At 44.4% G+C, this 24,466-nt stretch carries 23 protein-coding genes and 1 other annotated feature; of the genes, 22 read left to right on the top strand and 1 reads right to left on the bottom strand.

Annotated elements, in window-relative coordinates; genetic code table 11:
* Window positions 1-291: 291 nt before the first annotated feature.
* The 18 genes from AC6F33_RS11225 to obgE all read left to right on the top strand — a co-directional run bounded on the left by AC6F33_RS11225 (window position 292) and on the right by obgE (window position 19,637).
* Entirely contained in the window at window positions 292-2,925 is a 2,634-nt protein-coding gene (locus AC6F33_RS11225; protein WP_500778158.1) for a valine--tRNA ligase, read from the top strand.
* A gap of 117 nt (window positions 2,926-3,042) precedes the next feature.
* Window positions 3,043-4,356: a bifunctional folylpolyglutamate synthase/dihydrofolate synthase gene (locus AC6F33_RS11220; RefSeq protein ID WP_500777121.1), complete on the top strand. Its 1,314-nt coding sequence runs from the start codon at window positions 3,043-3,045 to the stop codon at window positions 4,354-4,356.
* Window positions 4,357-4,547: 191 nt separating this feature from the next.
* Window positions 4,548-6,245, top strand: coding sequence for a sensor domain-containing diguanylate cyclase (locus AC6F33_RS11215; protein WP_500777120.1), 1,698 nt, complete (start codon window positions 4,548-4,550; stop codon window positions 6,243-6,245).
* 164 nt (window positions 6,246-6,409) lie between these two features.
* Complete coding sequence (locus AC6F33_RS11210; protein WP_500777119.1) at window positions 6,410-7,423, top strand: SPOR domain-containing protein; 1,014 nt, start codon at window positions 6,410-6,412, stop codon at window positions 7,421-7,423.
* A gap of 187 nt (window positions 7,424-7,610) precedes the next feature.
* Window positions 7,611-8,297, top strand: a complete 687-nt coding sequence (radC, locus tag AC6F33_RS11205; RefSeq protein ID WP_304654712.1) for a RadC family protein — start codon at window positions 7,611-7,613, stop codon at window positions 8,295-8,297.
* A 114-nt stretch (window positions 8,298-8,411) separates the two neighbouring features.
* Window positions 8,412-9,455 carry a rod shape-determining protein gene (locus tag AC6F33_RS11200; protein ID WP_255745582.1) on the top strand — a complete coding sequence of 348 codons (1,044 nt, stop codon included), beginning with the start codon at window positions 8,412-8,414 and terminating at the stop codon, window positions 9,453-9,455.
* A 35-nt stretch (window positions 9,456-9,490) separates the two neighbouring features.
* The gene (gene mreC / locus AC6F33_RS11195; protein WP_255745581.1) at window positions 9,491-10,360 is read left to right on the top strand and encodes a rod shape-determining protein MreC; all 870 of its coding nucleotides are present in this window, start codon (window positions 9,491-9,493) and stop codon (window positions 10,358-10,360) included.
* Window positions 10,357-10,872, top strand: a complete 516-nt coding sequence (mreD, locus tag AC6F33_RS11190; RefSeq protein ID WP_255745579.1) for a rod shape-determining protein MreD — start codon at window positions 10,357-10,359, stop codon at window positions 10,870-10,872. The genes mreC and mreD overlap by 4 nt, the downstream gene beginning before the upstream one ends.
* A gap of 134 nt (window positions 10,873-11,006) precedes the next feature.
* The gene (gene minC, locus AC6F33_RS11185; RefSeq protein ID WP_255745578.1) at window positions 11,007-11,699 is read left to right on the top strand and encodes a septum site-determining protein MinC; all 693 of its coding nucleotides are present in this window, start codon (window positions 11,007-11,009) and stop codon (window positions 11,697-11,699) included.
* A gap of 25 nt (window positions 11,700-11,724) precedes the next feature.
* Window positions 11,725-12,522, top strand: a complete 798-nt coding sequence (gene minD / locus AC6F33_RS11180; protein WP_255745577.1) for a septum site-determining protein MinD — start codon at window positions 11,725-11,727, stop codon at window positions 12,520-12,522.
* Between the two features lie 982 nt (window positions 12,523-13,504).
* Window positions 13,505-14,290 (top strand): peptidoglycan DD-metalloendopeptidase family protein, encoded by a 786-nt coding sequence (locus AC6F33_RS11175; protein ID WP_500777118.1) that lies wholly within the window; start codon window positions 13,505-13,507, stop codon window positions 14,288-14,290.
* Complete coding sequence (locus tag AC6F33_RS11170; RefSeq protein ID WP_255745575.1) at window positions 14,283-15,122, top strand: M50 family metallopeptidase; 840 nt, start codon at window positions 14,283-14,285, stop codon at window positions 15,120-15,122. Before AC6F33_RS11175 ends, AC6F33_RS11170 begins: the two co-directional genes overlap by 8 nt.
* A 70-nt stretch (window positions 15,123-15,192) precedes the next feature.
* Window positions 15,193-16,335, top strand: a complete 1,143-nt coding sequence (locus AC6F33_RS11165) for a ribonuclease E/G (RefSeq protein WP_500777117.1) — start codon at window positions 15,193-15,195, stop codon at window positions 16,333-16,335.
* Window positions 16,336-16,413: 78 nt separating this feature from the next.
* Window positions 16,414-16,490: a sequence feature (ribosomal protein L21 leader region), on the top strand.
* A gap of 49 nt (window positions 16,491-16,539) precedes the next feature.
* Window positions 16,540-16,848: a 50S ribosomal protein L21 gene (gene rplU, locus AC6F33_RS11160; RefSeq protein ID WP_255745572.1), complete on the top strand. Its 309-nt coding sequence runs from the start codon at window positions 16,540-16,542 to the stop codon at window positions 16,846-16,848.
* An 11-nt stretch (window positions 16,849-16,859) separates the two neighbouring features.
* The gene (locus tag AC6F33_RS11155) at window positions 16,860-17,189 is read left to right on the top strand and encodes a ribosomal-processing cysteine protease Prp (RefSeq protein WP_255745570.1); all 330 of its coding nucleotides are present in this window, start codon (window positions 16,860-16,862) and stop codon (window positions 17,187-17,189) included.
* Window positions 17,190-17,203: 14 nt separating this feature from the next.
* Window positions 17,204-17,500: a 50S ribosomal protein L27 gene (gene rpmA / locus AC6F33_RS11150; protein WP_255745568.1), complete on the top strand. Its 297-nt coding sequence runs from the start codon at window positions 17,204-17,206 to the stop codon at window positions 17,498-17,500.
* A gap of 318 nt (window positions 17,501-17,818) precedes the next feature.
* Complete coding sequence (locus AC6F33_RS11145) at window positions 17,819-18,343, top strand: Spo0B domain-containing protein (protein WP_500777116.1); 525 nt, start codon at window positions 17,819-17,821, stop codon at window positions 18,341-18,343.
* Between the two features lie 10 nt (window positions 18,344-18,353).
* The gene (obgE, locus tag AC6F33_RS11140; protein ID WP_480948784.1) at window positions 18,354-19,637 is read left to right on the top strand and encodes a GTPase ObgE; all 1,284 of its coding nucleotides are present in this window, start codon (window positions 18,354-18,356) and stop codon (window positions 19,635-19,637) included.
* 9 nt (window positions 19,638-19,646) lie between these two features.
* On the opposite strand, the gene AC6F33_RS11135 is transcribed toward obgE, so the two are convergent.
* A complete protein-coding gene (locus AC6F33_RS11135) occupies window positions 19,647-20,183 on the bottom strand; it encodes a transcription repressor NadR (RefSeq protein ID WP_255745564.1) in 537 nt (178 codons plus the stop codon).
* A 234-nt stretch (window positions 20,184-20,417) separates the two neighbouring features.
* Here AC6F33_RS11135 and AC6F33_RS11130 point away from each other — a divergent pair, with 234 nt between their 5' ends.
* The 4 genes from AC6F33_RS11130 to ruvA all read left to right on the top strand — a co-directional run bounded on the left by AC6F33_RS11130 (window position 20,418) and on the right by ruvA (window position 24,466).
* Window positions 20,418-21,971 (top strand): LysM peptidoglycan-binding domain-containing protein, encoded by a 1,554-nt coding sequence (locus AC6F33_RS11130; protein ID WP_500777115.1) that lies wholly within the window; start codon window positions 20,418-20,420, stop codon window positions 21,969-21,971.
* 143 nt (window positions 21,972-22,114) lie between these two features.
* The gene (locus tag AC6F33_RS11125; RefSeq protein WP_255745560.1) at window positions 22,115-22,690 is read left to right on the top strand and encodes a YhcN/YlaJ family sporulation lipoprotein; all 576 of its coding nucleotides are present in this window, start codon (window positions 22,115-22,117) and stop codon (window positions 22,688-22,690) included.
* Between the two features lie 247 nt (window positions 22,691-22,937).
* Window positions 22,938-23,666, top strand: coding sequence for a YebC/PmpR family DNA-binding transcriptional regulator (locus tag AC6F33_RS11120; RefSeq protein ID WP_500777114.1), 729 nt, complete (start codon window positions 22,938-22,940; stop codon window positions 23,664-23,666).
* Between the two features lie 197 nt (window positions 23,667-23,863).
* On the top strand, window positions 23,864-24,466 hold the full coding sequence (gene ruvA, locus AC6F33_RS11115) for a Holliday junction branch migration protein RuvA (protein ID WP_500777113.1): 603 nt from the start codon (window positions 23,864-23,866) through the stop codon (window positions 24,464-24,466).

Raw genomic sequence — 24,466 nt, 5'->3', positions numbered from 1 at the left:
AATGCAGAGTTTTTGAACTTCCTCTATAAGAGAGAGAAGCTGTTGCGCTGAAAAGCTTCTTTAGCCAAAGATGTGGAAGTAGCCCTTGAGCAGTCTTTCTGAACGACTCTAATGGGTCAATTAGGAAATTCCGGGAATCCGTTATCGAATGAATGAGACGCGACATGTACGCGTGAATATAGGTGGTACCACGGAGTTTTCTTCGTCCTTGTGACGAAGAAAACTCTTTTTTGCGTTCATCCGGCTCATTGAAGTGAGCATGAAAATAGAGATTCAAGGGAGCGGTAAATGATGGATAAAGAATTGGCAACGAAATATGATCCGAGCCTGACTGAGGAAAAGTGGTATAAGACTTGGCTGGAAAAAGATTATTTTAAAGCGGAAGGAGATCCGGAAAAGAAGCCGTATTCGATTGTTATTCCGCCTCCGAATGTAACGGGCAAGCTGCACCTTGGCCACGCTTGGGATACGACGATGCAGGATTTGCTGATCCGTTTTAAAAGAATGCAGGGTTATGACGCACTTTATCTACCGGGTATGGATCATGCCGGTATTGCAACTCAGGCTAAGGTCGATGCAAAGCTGCGCGAGGAAGGAAAATCGCGTTATGATTTAGGACGTGAGAAGTTTCTTGAAGTCGCTTGGGAATGGAAAAAAGAGTATTCGACGTTTATCAGGAAGCAGTGGGCAAAGCTTGGTTTGTCCCTCGATTATTCAAGAGAACGCTTTACCCTTGATGAGGGATTGTCCAAAGCGGTACGCAAAGTCTTTGTTCAGCTTTATGAAAAAGGACTGATTTACCGCGGCGCGTATATTATCAACTGGGATCCGGCTGCGCGCACCGCATTGTCTGATATTGAGGTAATTTATAAAGAAGTACCGGGCTTCCTGTGGCACGTAAATTACCCGCTTGCCGATGGTTCAGGGTCAATCCAAATTGCGACGACTCGTCCGGAAACGATGCTGGGCGATACGGCCATTGCCGTACACCCTGACGATGAACGCTATAAAGACATCGTCGGCAAAAAGGCGATTCTGCCGCTTGTGGGACGCGAAATTCCGATTGTTGCCGACAGCTATGTGGATCAATCATTTGGAACCGGTGCTGTAAAAATTACACCGGCACATGACCCGAATGACTTCGAAGTCGGCAAAAGACATGATCTGCCACGAATTCTGGTTATCGATGAAACCGGAAAAATGAATGAATTTGCTGGTAAATATCAGGGCCTCGATCGTGACGAATGCCGTAAGCAGATTGTGAAGGATCTTGAGGCATCCGGTGACCTTGCCTATGTTGAAGAGCATACACATGCTGTCGGACATTCCGAGCGGACCGGTGTTGTTGTCGAGCCGATTTTGTCAACACAATGGTTTGTCAAAATGAAGCCGCTCGCTGAGGCGTCGCTGAAGATGCAAGAGACTGATGATCAAGTGAATTTTGTTCCTGAACGTTTCGAAGGTACCTATAGGCACTGGATGGAAAACATTCGTGACTGGTGTATCTCCAGACAGCTGTGGTGGGGCCACCGCATTCCGGCGTGGTATAACAAACAAACGGGAGAAGTTTATGTCGGCTTGGAAGCGCCAAAGGATATTGAAAACTGGAAACAGGATGAAGATGTGCTGGATACTTGGTTCAGCTCGGCACTCTGGCCATTTTCAACAATGGGCTGGCCGGATGAAAAGGCAGCGGATTTTAAACGCTATTTTCCAACAAACGCACTTGTGACCGGGTATGATATAATCTTTTTCTGGGTCGCACGTATGATGTTCCAGTCAACAGAATTTACCGGTAAGAGTCCTTTTAGAGATGTTCTCATACATGGCCTTGTACGTGATGAACAAGGACGGAAGATGAGCAAATCGCTCGGCAACGGCATCGATCCGATGGATGTCATTGCAAAATACGGTGCTGATGCACTTCGCTATACTTTGGCGACAGGCACGACCCCGGGCCAGGATCTGACTTTCCAATGGTCGAAGGTCGAAGCGAATTGGAACTTTGCAAATAAAATTTGGAACGCTTCGCGGTTCGTCATTATGAACCTTGAAGGATTCTCTCTAAACGATATCGATTTGTCCGGAGAACAGTCTGTTGCCGACCGCTGGATTTTGACTCGTTTGAATGAAACCATTGAAAAAGTCACAGCGCTTTATGAAAGCTACGATTTTGGTGAAGCTGGACACTACCTCTACCAGTTCATTTGGGATGATTTCTGTGATTGGTACATTGAAATGGCGAAGCTGCCACTCTATGGCGAGGACGAAGCTGCAAAGCAAACTACAAAGTCGATCTTGACTTATGTGTTGGATAAGATTCTTAAAATGCTTCACCCAATCATGCCATTTGTTACTGAAGAAATTTGGCAGCATATTCCCCATGAAGGCGAAACGATTATGCACAGTGACTGGCCGACGGTGAAATCGGAATGGAATGATGCTGAAGCTGACAGAGAAATGAGTGCTCTGCAAACGGTCATTCGTTCTGTTCGCAACATTCGTGCGGAAATGAACGTCGCACCAAAGAAACCAGTCGATATGCTGATCAAAACGGCTTCAGAGCGAGAAACGAAAATTTATGAAGTAAATAAGAACTATATTGAACGATTCTGTAACCCTGCGACTCTGCAGATTGGAACGGATGTTCAAGCTCCGGATAAATCGGTTTCCGCCGTTATTTCCGGCGCTGATATTTATCTGCCGCTGTCCGGTCTGATTAATATTGAAGATGAGATTAGCCGTTTGAATAAAGAACTGGACAAGATGAACGCCGAAGTTGAGCGTGTTGAGAAAAAATTGGGCAATTCACGATTCGTTGACAAGGCACCGGAACAAGTTGTTGCCAAAGAACGCGAAAAGCAAGCAGATTATATGCAGAAACGTGATAAATTACAAGCAAGAATTGCTGAATTGAACGCCTGATTAGGATAAAATAGAGATTACTATCACTGAGATGCGACGGTGGCGGGATTCGACTGATCCGCCGCCGTTTTCTTAATTATTTTTAAGGTTCAGAATTGCTATTCGGAGGGTTGGAAAATGTTTGAAACATGTAACGAAGCCTTGCAATGGATTCGAAGTCTTATTCCTTTTGGAATCAAGCCGGGCATTGAGAGGATGGAATGGATGCTGGACAAGCTGGGAAATCCGGAACGCCGAATCCAAGCAGTTCACGTAGGCGGTACGAACGGAAAGGGCTCAACTGTTTGTTTCCTTTGGCACATTTACGAGGCTGCCGGTATGAAAGTCGGGACCTACACATCCCCTTACATCACTTCTTTTAATGAGCGGATGATGGTGAACGGTCAGCCGATCAGCGACGAAGACCTAATTAAAGCGGCAAACATGGTGTACCCCTTGACGATTGCCGTAGACCATGAGACTGATTTTGGCAGCCCAACTGAATTTGAAGCGGTGACAATGATTAGTTTCGTTTATTTCGGCTTGCTCAATCCATGTGATCTCGTCATTTATGAGGTCGGTCTAGGCGGACGCTTGGATTCGACAAATGTCATTCACCCGCTTGTATCTGTGATTACGAATGTCGCCATGGATCATATGAAGGTTCTTGGTAATACAATTAAGCAGATTGCCTTCGAAAAAGCGGGCATCATCAAGCAGAATACCGGTATTGTGACAACGGCGGAACATCCTGATGCCATTGAAGTAATTCGTAAGAAAGCATTGGAAAAAGAATCAAAATTATTTATTTTGAACGATGCATTTACTTTTCGTCCACTTGGTCATGACAGCGAAGGGGAACATTTCAATTTTGATGCAGGTTTGAGGCAATTTTGCCAACTGACGATACATATGAAAGGCGAGCATCAGCTGAAAAATGCTTCCGCGGCTTTAATGACCGTCTGCTATCTATCGACGTATTGCGGCATTGCTGTGAGTGTGGAGGCGATCCGCATCGGGTTGAAAAGGGCGGCATGGCCGGGGAGGTTTGAACGGATGATGAATCATCCGCAGATTGTCATTGACGGCGCTCATAACGTTCAAGGGACAGAGGCACTAGTTCGAACCGTGAAAAGGTATTACGAAGGTAAAACCATTCACCTTCTGTATGCTGCACTTCAGGATAAGGAATATAAGAAAATGGTTCAGTTGATTGAAAAAGCAGCTGACGACATTACGTTCACTACATTTGATTTTCCTCGTGCTGCAAGCAGTGATTTGCTGTATAACGCTTCACTGCATGCGAAAAAAAGACAGAATTCGAATTGGAAAGCGGCACTTCATCGAATGATTGGTGAGACTGGTGAAGACGAACTTTTACTGATTTGCGGCTCACTTTATTTTATTGCGGTTGTCCGCGACGAATTACTCACAGGCGAACGGTTGCGCTAAGGAGTTGAATTTTACGAAACCGGTTCTTAAATAGTACATTATTACAAAAAGTTGAGAAGGTTTTGAAAAACCATTTTCAACTTGTTTTTGTTTTGCTACAATTAACATTATTATTAGTAGTAAAATAGTATTAGGATAATAGATGATCAATCTCCAAAATCGCACAGGCTAGCATAAAGGAGGAAGTGCGATTGTCCATAATAAAACAACGGGTAATTACTGCTATTTGGATCCTGACATTCTTTTTTTCTCTGCCGATCATTTATACGATCGATCCGCCGCGGAACATTACGCCTGCTTCTTTATTAACTGTGACGATTGTTTTTGTACTTACCGGGTTCTTTAGTTTTAAAGTAAAAGGAACGGATATTATTGTTCTCCAAGGTATTGGACTCGCCACATTCTTGATTTTCGGATTCTTTGTTGAAACGTTAATGACGCAATTTTGTATTATTGTTTATTTGCTCACTCAGAAAATCGGAAAAACGGATGCCTACCGCATTCCAATTAATTTGACTATGTTTCTATTTGTCTCCATTTCATCTGGTTCAACTTATTTTGCCCTGGGTGGAAAAGCGACGGAAGTTACAGTTAATGTGCTTGAACTGAGTTTGCTCCCGATTTTCGGTTTTTATTTCTCAGCATATTTGGCAAATACGGTTGCACTTATGTTCATTCGCAAATGGCTTTTAAGTACGCCTATTAAGGTTAAGATGTTTGACCGAGATTCTGTGTGGGAAATCACAATTACCTTATTGATGATGCCGCTGGGTATTGCTTTTTACCTGATGTATGCGTCCTGGGCCTGGCTGGGGATGCTGATGATTGCGATACCAATGGTTACACTTTCAATTATCATGCGTCAAATCAACAATAACCAAGAATTAATTCGTTTCTTGCAAAGTGTCAATCATTTTGGCCAGCAACTAACAGAAGAACTGTCTGTCAGTCACGTCTTCGATCTGCTTTTTGAAAAAATGCCGACCATGCTTCCAGTTGATTATCTCTATGTGGTTTTGTACACTCAGCCTGAACGGCCGAAGCTTGTCCGGATGTACAGAAAGGACCAAGGTGAATTCTTTGTACCCTTTCAGCAAGAAGCAGATATCAGCCTGAGTGTTTTCAGGCAAGCAAAGGCGATTATCGGATCAGGGAATGCGGGTGATCTGTACCCTTTTCTCGATGCGCTTTCGAATGGACAAGCAAAATCATATCTTTCTGTCCCCATGATGCATCGCGGGCAGGTGATCGGTGTGATGACACTGGCATCCCACATGTCGAAATCTTATACGAACACCAGCAGAATTGGTATCGAGATTGTCGGCGATTTCCTCGCAATCAGCCTTGAAAACGCGAAGAATTTTGAAATTCGCAAGAAAGAAAGCGAGCGCTGTCCGCTCACCGACTTGTTTAACTATCGATATATGATGAAAGCAATCAATAAAATGTATAATAATCCATCATTAGAGGTCTTTTCGATTATTATGATGGACATTGACAATTTTAAACAGATTAACGATACGTACGGACATCAGAACGGCAATGCTATTTTGATCGGTGTCGCCAATCGTCTGCGAAAAACAGTCGGTCATAAGGGCACGGTTGCCCGGTATGGAGGCGAAGAGTTCACAGTACTTTTACCGGGAATGGATCGAAATATGTGCTTTGCAATTGCAGAAACGATTCGACTGGCAGTTGCTGCAGAAGCATTTATGATTTTCAACGAATCGGAGAACCGCTATGACAAGATTCTTGTCACCATAAGTTTGGGTACATCGACTGCGCCGGTTGATGCGACAGATCCTTCTGAACTGATTTACAATGCGGATCACGCTATGTATAAAGGAGCCAAGCAGCAAGGGAAAAACCGCGTTGCTCGTTATATTTAATTGAAAGGATCTTGTACTGATTCCGCCTGATCGCTTAAATACATGAATTTGTGAAAAAAACAGCGAAAAAAATTGTGGACGAGACGACAAATGTCTCGTCCTTTTTTATTTCTGCTATGCTAAGCTATTCGGAAGCAGAGTTTCGTTTCGTGTAAGGGGGATCGATGGTCGATATGCCCGAAAAAAACAAAAAAATGCCTCAAGTAACGATTACATTCAATGGGAAAAAGCACACGATGGAAGAATGGACAAGGCGTGAGACAGCGGCAGATAAGGATAAGTCTTTGGACTGGAATGCCGCGTTCTCCGAAGAGCATGTACCAACGGACCGTCAAACGCAAACGATTGTCGATGAGGATGCATTTGTTAAACCGAAGCATTTTATTTTAAATCGAAGAAAGAAATGGCCCTCGTCTTCGAGCAAATCATTCGGTCCGTTAGCGACAATTCGGTTCATTTGGCTTCCGGCAGCTGCTGCTTTAGTTGTCGGCCTCGCGATTGGTCTGACGATGCTTATGATTTTCAATGAGCAGAATCCGAAATCTAATGATACATGGACGAGTAACAATGAGTCAGCTGAATCGGGTAAAGAAAGCTCAGAAGCGGTGTCGAAAAACGATCTGAATTTGTCCGTTTATGTCATTCAGGCAGGACTTTTTGGTTCAACTGACAAAGCGGATCAGATCGCAAGTGAGCTTCGCAACCATGGACCGGCTGCAGTGATGCCGGTTACAGGAGGAACAGCAATTTTTGTCGGTGTTGCCCAGACGGATGCAGGAGCGACTCAATTGCTCGCCCATTTTAAAGGCCTAGGAATGACTGTGTTCAAAAAGAAAATACCTATTAAGGCTAGTCAGACGATCTTAAAGAAACAAGCACAGTCCGATGCAGCACTGGACAATAAAAAATTGATTCAGGAATTACTTTCATTAATGGAACAATCGAAGAACGGCACGCGTGCGGCAAATGCCAATTCATTGAAAACGGTGGACAAGCTTTATCAGAATGCGGCAAAAAGTGCTGAAAATACAAAAGCGAAATCTTTACTAAATCATGCGAGGATGGCACGCCAAGCGATCGGAAAAGTGTCGAATGAGAATTATAGTGCTCAATTTCTTGCTCTGCAGCAGGAACTTTTGAATACACTTGCTGATTATAATGATCTCGTCCATCCATAATGTTAGAAAAATTTAATTTAGCCGGATTTTCTATTTTTGTGACATAAACATGAGATCTATGTCGAAAATAATGAGCAACAGCCTGCAAAACCTTCACGTTTTCACTGTTTTCCATTCTGCAGAGTTTTCTGAAACAAGATATGCTGTATTTTAACAGGTATTGCCATGCAGAATGGAGGAATTGAAAATGGTCAAGAATATTATGATGAAGGATGTACCCCAGGAGGATCGCCCGAGAGAACGTTTGATTCGCGAAGGTGCATCTGCTCTTTCCAGTCAGGAGCTGCTGGCTATTCTTTTACATTCGGGCACCAGAAATGAATCTGTTATGCAGCTTGCCGAACGCCTTGTCTGCCGTTTTGAGGGACTGGATCTCCTCAAGGAAGCGAGTATCGAAGAATTGAAACAGGTCAAGGGTATTGGCACAGCAAAGGCAGTTCAGCTTCTGGCGGGATTCGAAATTGGGCAGCGGATGGCGAGAATGGTTCATGATTCCCGCTACGCGATCCGCTCACCTGAAGACGGGGCAGACTATGTCATGGAAGAGCTGCGTGTCTTGAAGCAGGAACACTTTGTCGTGTTGTTCCTGAATACAAAGAATCAAGTGCTGCACAAGAAAACAATCTTTGTCGGAAGTTTGAATGCGTCCATTGTTCATCCGCGTGAGGTATTCAAGGAAGCGGTCAGGCAATCTGCTGCGTCCATTATTTGTTTTCATAATCACCCAAGCGGTGATCCGACGCCCAGCCGAGAAGATATCGACGTTACCAAGCGTCTTGCTTCATGCGGGAAGATGCTCGGTGTTGATGTTTTGGACCATATTGTGATTGGTGATCGGCGTTTTATCAGTTTGAAGCAGAAAGGCTTACTTTAATGAGTGGGACTAGGCAGAGATTTTACGGTCATTTCGCTCAGCCCCTATAAATTCAAGATCAATTAAGATATAATCAAGTGTATGAGTTTTGCAACCTGAAGGGAGATTACATAGATGTTTGGCGGATTTTCTAGAGATATGGGCATAGACCTTGGTACGGCGAACACTTTAGTGTACGTAAAAGGAAAAGGTGTTGTCGTCAGAGAACCATCTGTCGTTGCTCTGCACACGGATACCGGCTTGATTGAAGCGGTAGGAACTCCGGCTAAGAATATGATCGGACGTACGCCTGGCAATATCGTAGCCGTTCGGCCAATGAAAAATGGTGTCATTGCGGATTTTGAAACAACAGCGACCATGATGAAATATTTTATAAATCAAGCGCAAAAGCAGCGCTCAATATTTTCACGCAAACCTAATGTGATGGTCTGTGTTCCATCCGGAATTACGGCCGTTGAAAAACGTGCGGTTGAAGACGCAACAAAGCAGGCTGGTGCACGCGAAGCATATACGATTGAGGAACCTTTTGCAGCTGCTGTCGGAGCAGATCTTCCGGTCTGGGAACCGACAGGAAGCATGGTAGTCGATATAGGCGGAGGAACAACTGAGGTTGCTATTATTTCGCTTGGCGGAATTGTAACCAGTCAGTCCATCCGAATTGCCGGAGACGATATGGATGAAGCGATCATTCAGTACGTAAAGAAAACCTACAATCTGATGATTGGCGAACGTTCGGCGGAATCGTTAAAAATTGAAATTGGTTCTGCCGGAGGATCGGAAGAAATGGAAAATGCAAAGATGGAAGTGCGCGGCAGGGATCTTCTGTCTGGTCTTCCTAAAACGATCGAAGTGTCGGGTAAGGAAATAGCCTCAGCACTGCATGACTCAGTCAATCAAATTGTTGAAGCAGTAAAGGTAACCCTTGAAAAAACGCCGCCAGAACTTGCAGCGGATATTATGGATCGGGGAATTGTGCTGACCGGAGGCGGAGCGCTTCTGAATAATTTGGATCATGTGCTCAGCGATGAGACTAAAATGCCGGTTATTGTAGCGGAAAGTCCACTCGATTGCGTCGCAATCGGTACGGGCCGTTCATTAGAAAATTTGCCTTTAATTCGTTCAAAGGCGAATTCGATTTCCGCTGCCAAAAGAAAATAATTCAGTTCAAAGTTAATAATTAAGCAGGTGTCCGTATGCCTTCATTCTTTTCAAATAAAAAATTAATTGTCCTCTTGACCAGTCTGATTGTTCTTATTGCGCTTATCAGCTATTCATTAAAAGAAGGTACGCGCGCAACATGGACCGAACAATTCGTTCAGGACGTTGTTGGAGGGTTTCAATATGTTGTCAATGTGCCCGCTCGCTATGTAGCGGGTTTCTTTGAGAATGTCAGCGATATTGAAAATGCCTATAAAGAAAATAAACGTTTAAAAGAAAATTTAACAAATTATGCAAGTGTCGAACAAGAGAATAGAGATCTGACTTCGCAAAATAAGGAACTGAAGGCACAGCTGGGTATGAAGAATGATCCTTCTCTCTCTGAGTACACAAAGTATTCGGCGACATTAATCAGTCGTTCGTATGATCAGTGGAACCAGCTTCTTACGCTTGATAAAGGAAAAGTAAATGGAATAAAGAATGGAATGCCGGTCATTACTTCGGGGAAGCGCTTGGTTGGAAGTGTGACTAAGGTTGGCAACTTTACAAGTAAAGTTTCGCTTATTTCCGATGATCAAAATGTTAACCAGATATCCGCCATGATTGAACCGAAGAATGGTGACACCATCTATGGCATGATTGAAGGTTATAACCAGAACAAAGGAACACTTCTTTTTGGCAAAATACCAATTAAGGCAAAAGTTAAAAAGGGACAGACGGTTACCACTTCGGGCTTGAGCGGTAAATATTCAAAGGGGCTCGTGATTGGCACCGTAACAAGTGTGTCAACGGACCAGTACGGACTCACAAAAGCGGCTCAGATAAAACCGGCGGCTGATTTGAATCATTTAAACTACGTGCTTGTTATTGAGAAAAAGAAGCAAGTGGGGGGGAAGGGAAATTGAAGCAGAGTAAAATCTTCATCCTTCTCTTCTTTCTCTTTCTCATTCAGGGCACAGTGATGCCGCTTATCCCCTTTTATTCTGTTGGAAACAACGTTCAGATCATTTCTGAATTTGTTTTAGTAGCGTTGCTCATGCTTGCTTTCTTCGGATCACTGAGTTGGGGATTGAAGTATGCTATTTTGTTTGGGTTTTTAATTGATATTATTTATGCATCTGTTCTAGGTGTTTATGCTTTTTCTCTGACACTTACTGTATATTTGGTGTATTCGATATCCAAATGGGTGAACATGAACACCGCTATGACCATTCTGCTTGTTGCGGTTGGTGTCTGTATGCAGCAGTTTGAGGTTTATGTGATTTATCTGATGATCGGCGTGACCGATCAGCAACTCGGGTTTTTCTTTCAATTTCGTCTTCTACCTACAGTATGCTTAAATGCGGTTTTTACTATGCTTATTTACTATCCGTTCAGACGTTTTTTTGAAAGGCTCTCGGACGGGATTGAAAAATAAATCCGATCAAGCCGATAAATGTATCGTTGGAGCTTTTACACTTTTTGTTTCAAATGTTTTGAATCTGTTTCGTTTCTATGAAGGATTTTTCCCTTCTCATATTGAATATCAAACATATCGAGGTGAAAATCCCGATGTCAGCCACTCAGCCACTTGTAACGATGAAAGGCAGGAAGGACGGCCTTGTACTCGTTATGGACGAAGCTTGTGCTTATCGTGATTTGGTGCGTGAACTTAAAGAAAAACTAGCGGCGAATACTAACCTATATAAAGAGGGTCCCGTTATCTCAGTTAAAGTTCAAGCGGGAAACCGCTATATAAGCGAGGTTCAACGCGATCAGCTAAAAGAAATTATCCATTCTTTTGATCATTTGAAAGTTGAAGATATTCAATCGAACGTGATGACTCTTGAAGATATTGCAAAGAAAAAGGCACAGGAGAAGATTGTACCGATCGCTCGAATCATTCGTTCCGGACAGGTGCTCTCAGTTGAAGGTGATTTGCTTCTTGTCGGTGACGTTAACCCGGGAGGAACGGTTTCGGCAACCGGAAACATCTATATATTTGGAGCGCTTCGAGGTGTTGCTGCGGCAGGTTCAGACGGCGACGGTAAAGATGCGGTGATTGTCGCTTCAATAATGAAACCGACACAGCTCAAAATCGGACAAGTCATCAGTCGAAATGAGAATGGCTCGGTGGAAGAAATGAAAGAAGATCACTTACTTGAATGTGCCTATTTGGATGAAAAAATCGGAAAGATTGTTATCGATCGAGTGCATGCAGCATTAAAGAAACGGAATCTGTCACTAGTGCTTGAGAAGTTGTAAGATTTATGGAAAAGGGGTGTAAACGATGGGGGAAGCAATCGTTGTGACTTCAGGCAAAGGCGGTGTCGGAAAAACGACGACGTCCGCGAATGTCGGCACGGTACTGGCCTTACAGGGGAAGAAAGTCTGTCTGGTGGATACGGACATCGGTTTGCGTAATTTAGACGTTGTTATGGGGCTGGAGAACCGTATTATTTATGATCTTGTGGATGTGGCACAAGGTCGGTGCAAGCTGAATCAGGCGCTGGTTAAAGATAAACGCTTCGAGTGTCTCAGCATGCTTCCTGCAGCACAGACAACGGACAAAACAGCTGTCAAGCCTTCTGAGATGAAGAAAATGGTTGACGAATTGAAATCAGACTTTGATTATGTGATTATTGATTGCCCGGCAGGAATCGAACGCGGATTCAGAAACGCAGTTGCGGGTGCAGATCACGCAATCGTTGTGACAACACCGGAAATATCTTCAGTGCGTGATGCAGACCGAATTATCGGGTTGCTGGAGCAGGAGAAACAAATTACGCCGCCTCGATTAATCATCAATCGCATACGGCAGCATTTGCTGAAAAGCGGAGAAATGCTGGAAATTGATGAGATCATGAATATCCTGGCGATCGATCTGCTCGGAATTGTTGTCGATGACGATGGTGTGATCTCATCTTCAAATAAAGGTGAGCCGGTTGCACTCAATCCATCATCAAAGGCTGCCCAAGCTTACCGAAACATCGGCAGGCGCATCCTGGGCGAGACGGTACCGCTGATGGTACTTGATGAGAAAAACGGATTTTTCCATCGTTTTAAGTCGTTGCTCGGCATGCGATAAATTGGTTTAAAAAGGCGGCTGCACGCGGATGTATATCTGCGCGGCAGCCGCTTTTTTTAACAGGGTAAAGAAACATTCATGACCCGCTTGAGGGGCGCGGAACACCGTTTGAATGAAAACACCATTGTGATAAAGTGCCATGTATTTACATCGCTTTTCCTTGCTGGTACGACGATATGGTTATAAGATGCTGAGTTTTAATCTGCACTTATCGGTTGAGCGATCAGGGAAATCGCCCAATCTGATAAATAGACGGAGAAATTCCCCCTATTTAGAAAATGAATAAAAATATAGCTTAAATAGACGGATAAATTCCGCTTATCGAGTCGAAAAACATGGAAAATAGAAGGTTTTGCTTTGCATAACTGGAGAAATTCCCCTTATATACCCATGAAAAAATCTCCATGATGCATATAACCGGAAAATTTCCGCTTATTTTACTCATTACATATTTAGGACCAGAATGCTTTATGAACAGAAGTGAAATGGAAGAACTTTCGCTAAATGCGCATGTGTTCTGAACGCAACGCGAGAGCCACCGCATCCTGCGGAAGTAAGAACCGGGCGTTTTTGTGCCCGGTTTTTCTTACAAGGAAAGAAAGTATATGATTTTCGCCAAAGCCAAAGGTTGTGAGCCAAACGCGCAGGTGCGAGACTCCTGCGGAGCGGCTCTGTTGATCGCAGGCCAGGGGAGACCCCGCAGGTATTAGTTTGCTTGAGGAGGCTCCCGGACTGCCCGCGGTCGCGCTCAGTTGATGCGAGCAACCGGAGCGTAATCAAAATCCGGCATGATTTAAGAACCGGGCGTTTTTGTGCCCTGTTTTTCTTATCTCTCATAATTTTCGCTTTGTCGGCATACAGTCCTTTTAGAAGGCAAGTCCAAAGAATTGAAATTTATTGACCTGCACATAGCCGTACCCGAACGTATGGATTAAAAGAAAAACGGACAAGGGCAGAAAGGAAGCCGACGATGAGGGACTTTATGGATTATAAACGAAGACATGAGCAACGAAAACAAAGAAAATTAATGATGCTGCAGACCTCGCCTAAGCCTTTTATGGAATATAAGCATGGTAGCGGAGGCAGGCGTGATTTCCAATCTCCCTACTTTGAACCGTTTGATGAACAAAGACAGCCGCCCGTGCATCATGGGCGTCGATTCTTGCTTCAATGTGTTCTTTCTGCATTACTTGTTGGGTCTGCTTATTGGGTAAATAATGCTGCAGGAAGTCAATTTCAGGCCATCAAAAGCTCAATTAATACGGCGATGACACAAGAATTCCAATTTGCTGCCGTTTCGAGTTGGTATGAGAAGAATTTAGGTGATCCGATCAGCTTTCTGCCTAGTTTCAAAAGTGACTCAGTCAACACCGCAAATGGAGGAAGCACGAGTACGAAAGAGAAAAGTAAGACGTCTTCTTTTGCTGACCCGGTCGTCGGCGAAGTGAAATTACCCTACAGCAGTCAATCCAAGGGTGTTACCGTCGAAACCACGTCACATTCTGAAGTCAAGGCAGCAAAAGACGGTCTTGTTGTGTTTGTCGGAAAAAAGAAAAACATTGGCGAGACGGTCGTCATTCAGCATAAAGACAGTGATGAATCATGGTATGGAAAACTAGACAAGGCAAATGTAAAGGTGTATCAGGAGGTGAAAAAAGGTCAGAAAATCGGCATTACCTCCGAAAAAAACAAAAAAGGAACTTTCTATTTCGCATTGAAAAAGGGTGAAAAATTTATCGACCCCATTCAGGTGATGTCCTTTGACTAGTTTACTGCCGAAAATTAGAATACATCCTGTATTTTGGTTGGTTATCGCCGCTGGAACGCTGACCGGCCATTTATGGGAGACGGCGATCGCATTTCTGATTGTCCTTATTCATGAACTCGGCCACGCCATTGCGGCAAAAGGATTCGGCTGGAATGTCATTGAAATCGAGCTGCTGCCTTTCGGCGGTGTTGCAAAACTGGATGAGCATGAAGCACATCCTTTTTATCAAGAAATTATCGTCCTTCTTGCTGGACCGCTCCAAAATGTTTGGCTGCCGCTGCTTTCCTATGCAATGCTTGGCTTGCCGTTCTGGGGAACAGACCAGCATCATCTGTTTTTGGCACAAAACAGTGCATTGCTTCTTTTTAACCTGTTGCCCATTTGGCCTTTAGACGGCGGGCGCCTTTTGCATGTGCTGTTGGAAATTGTCTATCCATTTAAACCTGCATATAAAAAAATGCTGTATTTTTCTGCGGCTGCCTTACTGCTCTTCAGTATCCTGACATTTTGGCGCTATCCTTTTTCGATTAATCTTTGGGTGATCGTACTCTTTATTCTTATTGCACTCTATAAAGAGCGGCGTGTCTTGCCGCTTCGATTTATTCGCTTCCTGCTTGCTCTTTCAAATACTAAGTATCGATTTGTTCGATTAAAACGGCTGAAAGTAACGGGGGATGCACCACTTTCCGCAGTTTTCTCTCTATATTACAAAAATGCGGAGCACCGCATTCATATTGTTGGAGAAAAGAATTCTGATATCGATGGAAGAAGGCTTGCAAACGACTATTTCAAAGGTAGCTGTGAAGGTGATACAATCAATGACTGCCGCTGAATGGCGCGTGATTTGCACCGTTTGTCCGCATTTGCGATAATGGAAACGAATGTGGAAAGCTGGTGATGTTGTGTCCAAAGAGCCTGTGACTGTAGTATTGGAAAAAGAAAACAAAGGTGTGCGTGCTGCTCTTCTTGAGAATGGGTCGGTTGTTTCTTTTTATTATCAATCAGATGCAAACGACGTCCGGGTCGGCGATCTTTTCATCGGACGGATTCTGAAAAATCGTTTTAGCCAAGTAGGCTGGTTCGTTGACCTTGGCGACGGACAAAGCGGCTTTCTGCCGAACCATAAACAGCGTCCGGATCACACAGTGAAACCAGATGAGCGGATTATTGTACAAGTAGATAAGGAAGAACGGGATGGAAAGGTTCCGGAGCTGACGGAGCAAGTCCAAATCAAAGGAAAAAACTTGATTTTTCTACCTTTTAGTCCCTATGTTGCCGTCTCAAGACGTCTACCGGAAAATCTGCGCGAGCATTTAAAAAAAAAGGTGTCGGAGTGGTGCGCTCCGGGTGAAGGCGCTATAATTCGTACGCAAGCTGGCGAACAGGATCTTGCCGCAATTCTAGAGGAATTTAAGTCCTTAAAAGGCATCGCGTCCACTTTAATTTGCACTGCAAAAAATGTTTCTTCAGAGAAAAGAGTCCTGCGCCAATTTTCATTTGCCACGGCACTTTTGAATGAAAATCATTTTCCGCAAACGAGCACGGTAATCGCTAATTTTTTAATCAATCAAGATGCACTCCCGCCAAATACGAAATTCATATATAAAGAACATCAAGATCTTTTCAGTTACCTTAATCTTGAATCAGCCTATAAGGCTGCACTGCGGCCCTATGTGCCCCTTGAATCCGGAGCATCATTAATGATCGAATATACAGAGGCACTCACAGCAATTGATGTGAACTCAGGTTCGACAGCTATTCATAACAATTGGGAGGAGACAGCTTTTCGTATTAATCAGTCAGCAGCTAAAGAAATTGCTAAGCAACTGCGGCTGCGACAAATCGGCGGTATGGTCGTCATCGATTTTCTTCGTATGGAAAAGGATGAAAATCGGTATCAATTGCTCCATGAACTTGACTGTTTAACGAAAAATGATCCGAATGCTGTACAAGTATTCGGATTTACTCGATTGGGACTAGTTGAATTGGTTCGCAGAAGACAGCGCTGCGGTCTTCGTGATCGATTCATTCAGGAAGAGAATTAAGTGGGATGGTTTATTGACAGGTAAACCAGCGTTGTGTTATCATACTCCTGTTATTGTGTTGTTAGAGGACTTAGGAGCATCTCGCTCCAACCGCTCAGAACTGGCCTTAATGTCTATGATAGGACAGCCTTTCTCTGGCGAGTCTGAGAATGACAGGTTCGGACAATCTTTTTCCGAACACGATCCTAAAGGAGGTGCATCAGAATGTATGCAATTATTGAAACCGGAGGCAAGCAGCTGAAGGTAGAAGAAGGAAAGTCGATTGTTGTTGAAAAGCTTGCTGCAGAAGCAGGCGATACGGTTACTTTCGACAAGGTGCTTTTTGTTGGCGGTGAAGACGTTAAGGTCGGTGCTCCGACTGTTGAAGGCGCTAGTGTTACTGCGAAGGTCGTTGAACAAGGACGCGACAAGAAAATTGTCGTTTTCAAGTTTAAGAAGAGAAAGAATTATCGTCGTAAACAAGGGCACAGACAACCGTTCACGAAAGTTGTGATTGAAAAGATCAATGCTTGAGGTGAACTCCGGTGGTTGTTTTAACTGTTCGGCGCGATCATTATGGAAAAATCTTTGCTTTTAAATTAACCGGTCATGCGGACAGCGGTCCTCATGGGCAAGACTTGGTTTGTGCGGCGGTTTCGGCTGTTGCATTTGGATCAGTCAATGCCGTGGAATCACTTGCCAACCTGAAAATGGATGTACGGCAAAAGAATGACGGCGGTTATCTTGAATGCGGAATTTCCGATTGCCCAGCCGATGCCAATCTGGAAAAAGCTCAATTGATTTTGGAAGCGATGCTGGTCTCAATGCGAACGATTGAAAAGTCCTACGGGCAATATATCCGAATTAGCGATTAAGGAGGTGCTTCGGCATGTTGAAATTAGATCTTCAGTTTTTCTCATCGAAAAAAGGTGTAGGTAGTACAAAAAACGGCCGTGATTCCATTTCGAAACGTCTGGGTGCTAAAAGAGCAGACGGACAATTGGTGACAGGCGGCTCGATTCTGTACCGTCAACGCGGAACGAAGATTTATCCTGGAACGAACGTTGGCCGCGGCGGCGATGATACGCTGTTCGCAAAAGCTGATGGTGTTGTTAAGTTTGAAAAGTTCGGTCACAACCGCAAAAGAGTAAGTGTCTATCCGGTAGATGCAGTTAAAGAAGCTTAATGATTCTTTCATTGCGATGAACGAACTGAGGCGGCGGATGATTTTTTGCGCAAGCAAAAAATAGCATCTGCCGCTTCTTTTTATACTATAAGAGAGTTTATAATTTTAAGGAAAATAGTATAAGTGCAACTAAGGCTTCACCTTCGGCAGAGGCTTGGCGAAGCCAAGTTTTCTAATATCGAAAATTATGAAGAACGGATTCCGGCAGCCAAAGACCAAATTAAAGATAATAAAGGTGTAGTACTGTAAGTCATTGTTCACAATCCGATCATGTGTATCTGTTATACTTGAGATGTAGATGATTGGGAAAGGATGGCAATGATGTTCAATACGGAAAAAAGTATCGAATTACTGAATTCGGCGCGACATGAGTATTTGAACGACCTTCAGTTGATCAAAGGATATCTTTTCTTAAATAAAAAGCAAAAAGTCGAGCAGATTATTGACCGAGTGACAGAAAAGCTGAACAATCAATCGCGGCTTGCTCATCTGCATATTCCGGAGTGTGCTGCTTTTTTGATGCAGTTCAGATGGTCGTCTCATGCGTTCAGTCTGATTTTCGAGGTGGACGGACCTGAGAGGGATCTGTCAGTTTATGATACAGAACTGATGGAGACTTTCCGTGAATATTTCACGATTATCGAACGCTATTCTGCTCCGATTGTAGATAATACGCTTCGCGTCGTTATTGAAACTGAGCCTGTACTACGGATTCATCTCTATTTTGAAGGTGAAATGGTTAACCAAAGGACTGCGACGGAACAATTAAACAAGCAGAATGTGAATCGTTCTTTTCAATGGGTTGAACACTATAAGATAAATAATGAATGTGATACAAGATGAGGTGGTCTATTTGTTTGTTGATCAAGTGAAAGTATTTGTCAAAGGCGGCGATGGCGGTAACGGCATGGTTGCCTTCAGACGTGAAAAATATGTGCCTGACGGCGGCCCAGCTGGAGGGGACGGCGGTAAAGGTTCAGATGTCATTTTTGAAGTGAACGAAGGTCTTCGGACATTGATGGATTTTCGCTACAAACGGCATTTTAAGGGCCAAAAAGGCGAAAATGGCAAAACCAAGAATCAGCATGGGAAAAGCGCGCAACCGCTCGTTGTTCAGGTTCCGCCGGGAACGGTGGTTAAGGATAATGCGACCGGACGAGTGATTGCTGATCTAACGGAGAACAATCAAAGAGCAGTGATTGCTGCCGGCGGACGCGGCGGACGCGGGAACACCCGCTTCTCAACACCTGCAAACCCGGCTCCCTATATTTCCGAAAATGGAGAACCAGGTCAAGAACTTGAGGTTCAACTTGAGTTGAAGCTACTTGCCGATGCCGGCCTCGTCGGATTTCCGAGTGTAGGAAAGTCAACACTCCTATCTGTTGTGACGTCGGCTAAGCCTAAAATTGCCGAGTACCACTTTACGACACTGGCTCCGAACCTTGGAGTAGTGGCTGTGGACGAAGGCCGAAGCTTTGTGCTTGCCGATCTTCCCGGATTGATCGAAGGCGCGAGCAGCGGAGCGGGACTTGGTTATCAATTTTTGCGCCATATTGAACGGACACGTGTCATTATTCACGTCGTAGATATGTCCGGGAGTGAGGGAAGAGATCCCTTTGATGATTATACCAAGATTAATGAAGAGCTAAAAAGCTATCAACTGCGTCTTCTTGAGCGTCCGCAAATCATTGCAGCTTCCAAAATGGATATGCCGGACGCCGAGAAGAATCTAGAGGCATTTAAGAAAAAAATTGATCCAAGTATAAAGATATTCCCAATTTCCTCATTGACGCAAGCCGGACTGAAAGAGTTAGTCGGGGAAGCCTATGAACTAATACTGACGACACCTGAATTTCCGATGGAACAACCAGAACAAGAGGACGGCAAGGCGTTGTACACATTTGAAAAAGAGGAAATTCCATTTACGATCACTGAAGATGAAGATGGAATCTTTAATGTGTCCGGGCCGAAAGTGGAACTATTATTCAAAATGACTAATTTTCAGCATGATGAAGCGATTCGGCGGTTTGCACGCCAACTGCGAGGCATGGGTGTTGATGACGCATTGCGCGCAAAAGGTGTGACCGAAGGCGATACTGTACGGATCATGGATTTTGAATTTGAATACACGGATTAAACAGGCAGGTTACAGCAGATAACCTGCCTGTTTTAATGCATGAACAGCATGCTCAATCTTTTCTGAAGTATCCGCTTCAAGCTCATGCAAATGAACACCGTCGGTCAATGAAGAAAGCAGAGAAGCACCTGTTTTTTCAAGATTTTCAACAAATTTAGTGACATCGGAGCGATTCCGTATCATTAAAGAGCGCGTAATCTCTCCGTACAATGGATGCTCCACCGTTACATTAAGCACGGTCACACCGCATGTGACAATGCGTGTAAGTTCATCTTCGGTTTCGCTGATCGTGTGATTACACGCGACGATTCTTTTTATTGTGTTAGACTGAGCCTTTTGTAGCAGAAGATAGCCTTGGGATGTGGCAATGATCTGCTTACCTTCAGCTTTGAGCAGTGAGATATCCTGAACAATAACCTGCCTGCTCACCTGCATTTCATCAGCAAGATCGTTACCTTTGATTGGATCCGCAGCCTTCTTAAGCCGTTCCATAATTGACGTTCTGCGTTCAACAGCGGATCTTCGTTTCTCTTTCTTCTGCTTCATCGTTAACACTCCATTGTTTATTTTGCGTCGGCCATTTAAATCTTCCGAGCAGCAGCTTGGTTCGCAAATTTTGATGTTTTAAGTATAAAACAAAAATAGGTGCCTGTGCATTATTAGCCATTTCGCTCGAAAAAAATTGGGACAGCAGCAAAGCAAGTTTCCTGTGCAAAGAGTGGCAAAAAGCCCAATGCAGCCATATATATAAAATGACTTTCACAGGAGGGATGGAGAACCGTGAAACTATATGTTGTCCAAAATGGCGATACTATGGAAAATATCGCAAGTAAACACGGAATGACTATTGACGAATTCAGGAAGATGAATACAAATTTAGACGAAAATTCATTAACCCAGGGAATGAAGGTGAAGGTAGCGATCGGCAAGCAGCCATTGAAGAGGGCCCTTTCAACAAATCAGCGTTCTGAAATTGTCCATCACCAAGCACCGCAGGCACCTGTCCATCAGGCTCCGGCCCAACCGGCACCTGTACAGCAAGCGCCCGTACAGCAAGCGCCCGTACAGCAAGCACCGGTACAACAGACAGCACCTGTACCTGCTCAACCGAAGGTAAAGATCGAAGCCGCTGAACAAAAACCAAATGCATCGGCCGGTACACAAACAGCAGGACAATCAACTTCTGATTACGCAAAAGTAATGTATCCAAAAAATCCCGAGTCGACGAGCTGGGCACCGACAGGTTCTGGATCGTATCCAAACTTTTCAACACCACAAGCCCCAACAGCAGTCAGCCCTGCTTCGCAAGGAAATGCGGGAACCGCAATGAGCCCGGCAAGCCAAGGAACAATGCCTTACTTTCCAATGGGAAACCAAGGGAATGTGACAAGTCCATGGACGCAGGGACCAAATCAGGGAAGTATGGTAAGTCCATGGACACAAGGGTCAAATCAAGGAAATGTGACGAGCCCGTGGACACAGGGCCCGAATGCCGGTAGCACCATCAGTCCGTCAACTCAAGGTTCGAATCAAGGAAGTATGGTAAGTCCGTGGACACAAGGTCCGAATGCTGGCAGTGTAGTCAGTCCGGAAGCGCAAGGTTCAAACCAAGGAAGTATGGTAAGCCCATGGATGCAGGGACCGAATGCCGGGAGCGCAATAAGTCCAGCAACCCAAGGATCGAATCAAGGAAGTATGGTAAGCCCATGGATGCAGGGACCGAATGCCGGGAGCGCAATAAGTCCGTCAACCCAAGGATCGAATCAAGGAATGACTAGTCCATCCGTTCAGGGAAGCGGTGCCAATCCTTATTATCCAAATGCAGTAGGCGGTGCTGCTTCTCAGAAGCCGGTTTATCATCCAAACGATCAGATGGGGGCAAAGAGTCCATATTATCCGCAACTGCAGCCTTGGGCCGGTCAGCAACCGCAATTTCCGATTGGTCATGGAAAAGTGCAGCTTGATAAAGCTTATGTAGGCGGTCAAACAGCAGGCAGTAAGAAAACGATGCCGTGGACGAATCCACAAGTAGCGGGTACTGCGGCTAAACCACAGCAACCGCAAACCGCACCTGCCGGCAGCGGCAAAATGGCTCCAGTGCAGACGGATCCAATGGGAGGCTATCCATATCCGTTTGTGCCAAATAAATCACAAACAGGTAAACCATGTAATTGCGGTGGCCCCGCACCCTATTCGCCATATGGGAATGCACCAGTTGCCGGGTATTACGGCGGAAATCAACCGCCGCGTCCTCAGCCGATGCCGTATTGGGCAATGCCCAATGCATCCGCGCCGATTTACCAAGGAGGACAATCCGGAACGTCTAAAAAATAAAAAGTTTTATGGGTAAATGCTGATCTTCAGCATGGATGCAGTCCCTGCATACGTCTTCTATTTTTTGCTAATTTAACGGTAAAAATTCTTAAGCGTAAAATGCTCCTTCTTCACACATGATAAGTGCGAAAGGGGGAGTAAAAGTGAAAAAAGCAATAGCAAAATTAGGGACAGTATTAACGTTAAGCGCCTTGTTGGCAGGTTGTCAGGCGGACAACGCTGCGTATAACCGTCCCAATGCGCCGCGTGATGTAAATTACCGCACCGGCTACAATAATCCAAACTCAAATGCGGTTCCGCCGACTTCACCTGATTACAGCAATCTGAGCGGTGACACCAATAATCAGGTAAACCAATTGAGTTATGGAGATCAGAAGAAATTAGCAAACCGTATTGCAGATCGAGCAGCTTCTGTTGATGGAGTGGATGAGGCTCATGTACTGGTTTCGGGGAATAGCGTTGCCATTGGCGCTGTTCCAGATAAAGGACAAAATGATCGTGCAAATTTAAGAAAGAAAATCAGGCTTGCAGTTCTTCCGCTTGCAGGCGGTCGTGAAGTGCTGGTATCAACCGACAGCCGTTATGTGAAACGAATTACGGCAACAGAAGCCACGTTTAATGCTGGCAAGGCGACTCGAGAAGTTCGCTCAGATATTGTTGGTATTATCGACGATTTAACCAATGCTGTTAAACGTCCGTTTGAAAACAACAGCAAATAAAAAGAATTATTCTGAGAGAAAGAGCAAGGGCATTAAGCCTTTGCTCTTTTTTTCGGGATAAAAAATGGGTATAATGGGAACGGAATGAAATTTGCGGAGTACATTAAAGCAGCGTGTGAAGAACTTAGGGTCAGAAAAACATTAGTAAGTAGAGAACGGCTTTGGCTAGTTCTTTTTTTGACCTTATGTTTATCAGACGGACGCATTAATCTTTTGTTTACCGCATTTTTTGGGGAGGAGAAGAATTATGTCTGGACATTCAAAATGGAATAACATACAGCATAAGAAAAATGCGTTGGATGCCGTACGTGGTAAAATGTTTATGAAGCTATCCAAGGATATTTTCCTTGAAGCGCGTCACGGTGGCGGTGATCCAAGTATGAATGCCGGATTAAGGCATGCGATCGAAAAAGCAAAAGCTGCCAATATGCCAAATGACAATATTTCCCGGGCAATCAAGAAAGCGACCGGAAATTTGGACGGCGTGACCTATGAAGAAATTACTTATGAAGGATACGGTCCAGGCGGTGTTGCAGTCATGGTTGATGTTCTGACCGACAATCGTAACCGATCAGCTTCTGATATCCGTCACGCATTTACAAAGAGCGGCGGCAATTTAGGTGAATCGGGAAGTGTCGGCTTCCTGTTCGAAAAGCAGGGCATCATTGAAATTGAAAAAAAAGACGGCCTGGATGAGGACACGGTTATGATGGATGCCATCGACGCAGGGGCAGATGATATGAGAACTGAGGAAGATCGGTTTATTATCGTGACGACACCTGACGTTTTTGAGGATGTCCGAAAAACGTTGGACGAAGAAAAAGACTATGAAATTGATCGTGCTGAGGTCGCTATGATCCCGACGACTAAAACTCCGTTGAGCGGAACAGACCTCGAAAAAATGGAAGCATTGATCGAGGCTTTGGAAGACAACGACGATGTACAGGATATTTACAGCAACCTTGAAGAAGCATGATTTCAGATGAGTGTGAATGAGGGGACATTCGACATGAATGTCTCCTCATTTTTTACTGTGCTCAGTCCCTTACTTGCATGTGAAGCGCCTATGAGCAGCATAATGGTACCTATTAGCTTTTCTTGGGACAAATGCTTGCCATGTGATATGATAGACAAAGATCTTAGCTTAGAAACGATGGACGAGGAGCAAGCTTAGTGTTTGATTATATTAAAGGAATTTTGACCTATCTGTCCGGCAGCGGTATTGTCATTGAGCAGGGCGGATTCGGCTACAAGATCATATGTCCGAATCCGTTCAGCTATCAACCGCAGCTGAATAAAGAAACGAAGATTTATCTTTACCAGTATGTGCGCGAGGAAGCGAACGTTTTATATGGATTTCAGACGAGAGAGGAACGGGAATTGTTTGTCCGGTTGCTCTCTGTTTCCGGGATTGGACCGAAAAATGCGCTTGCCATTCTTGCTTCGGGGGATCCTGATGAGGTTATTCAAGCAATTGAGGCGGAGGACGATAAGTTTCTCACCCGTTTTCCGGGAATCGGCAAAAAAACAGCGGGACAAATAGTTCTTGATTTGAAGGGCAAGCTGCAAGAATTTGCTGTACGGCCTGCGGACATGCAATTAGAAGGAAATGCAGACAGCAGGCTGGAAAACGCGCTGGCGGAAGCGACGGATGTTCTGTCGATGCTTGGTTATTCAGAAAGAGAAATCCGTAAAGTTGTGCCGCAGTTAAGCAAACTTGACTTAAGTGCGGAGAACTATGTGAAAGAAGCTTTGAAACGATTATCCAAAGTGTAA

It is taken from the genome of Sporolactobacillus sp. BBK16-2 (assembly GCF_059878335.1).
This window is presented reverse-complemented; position numbering and strand designations above follow the sequence as displayed.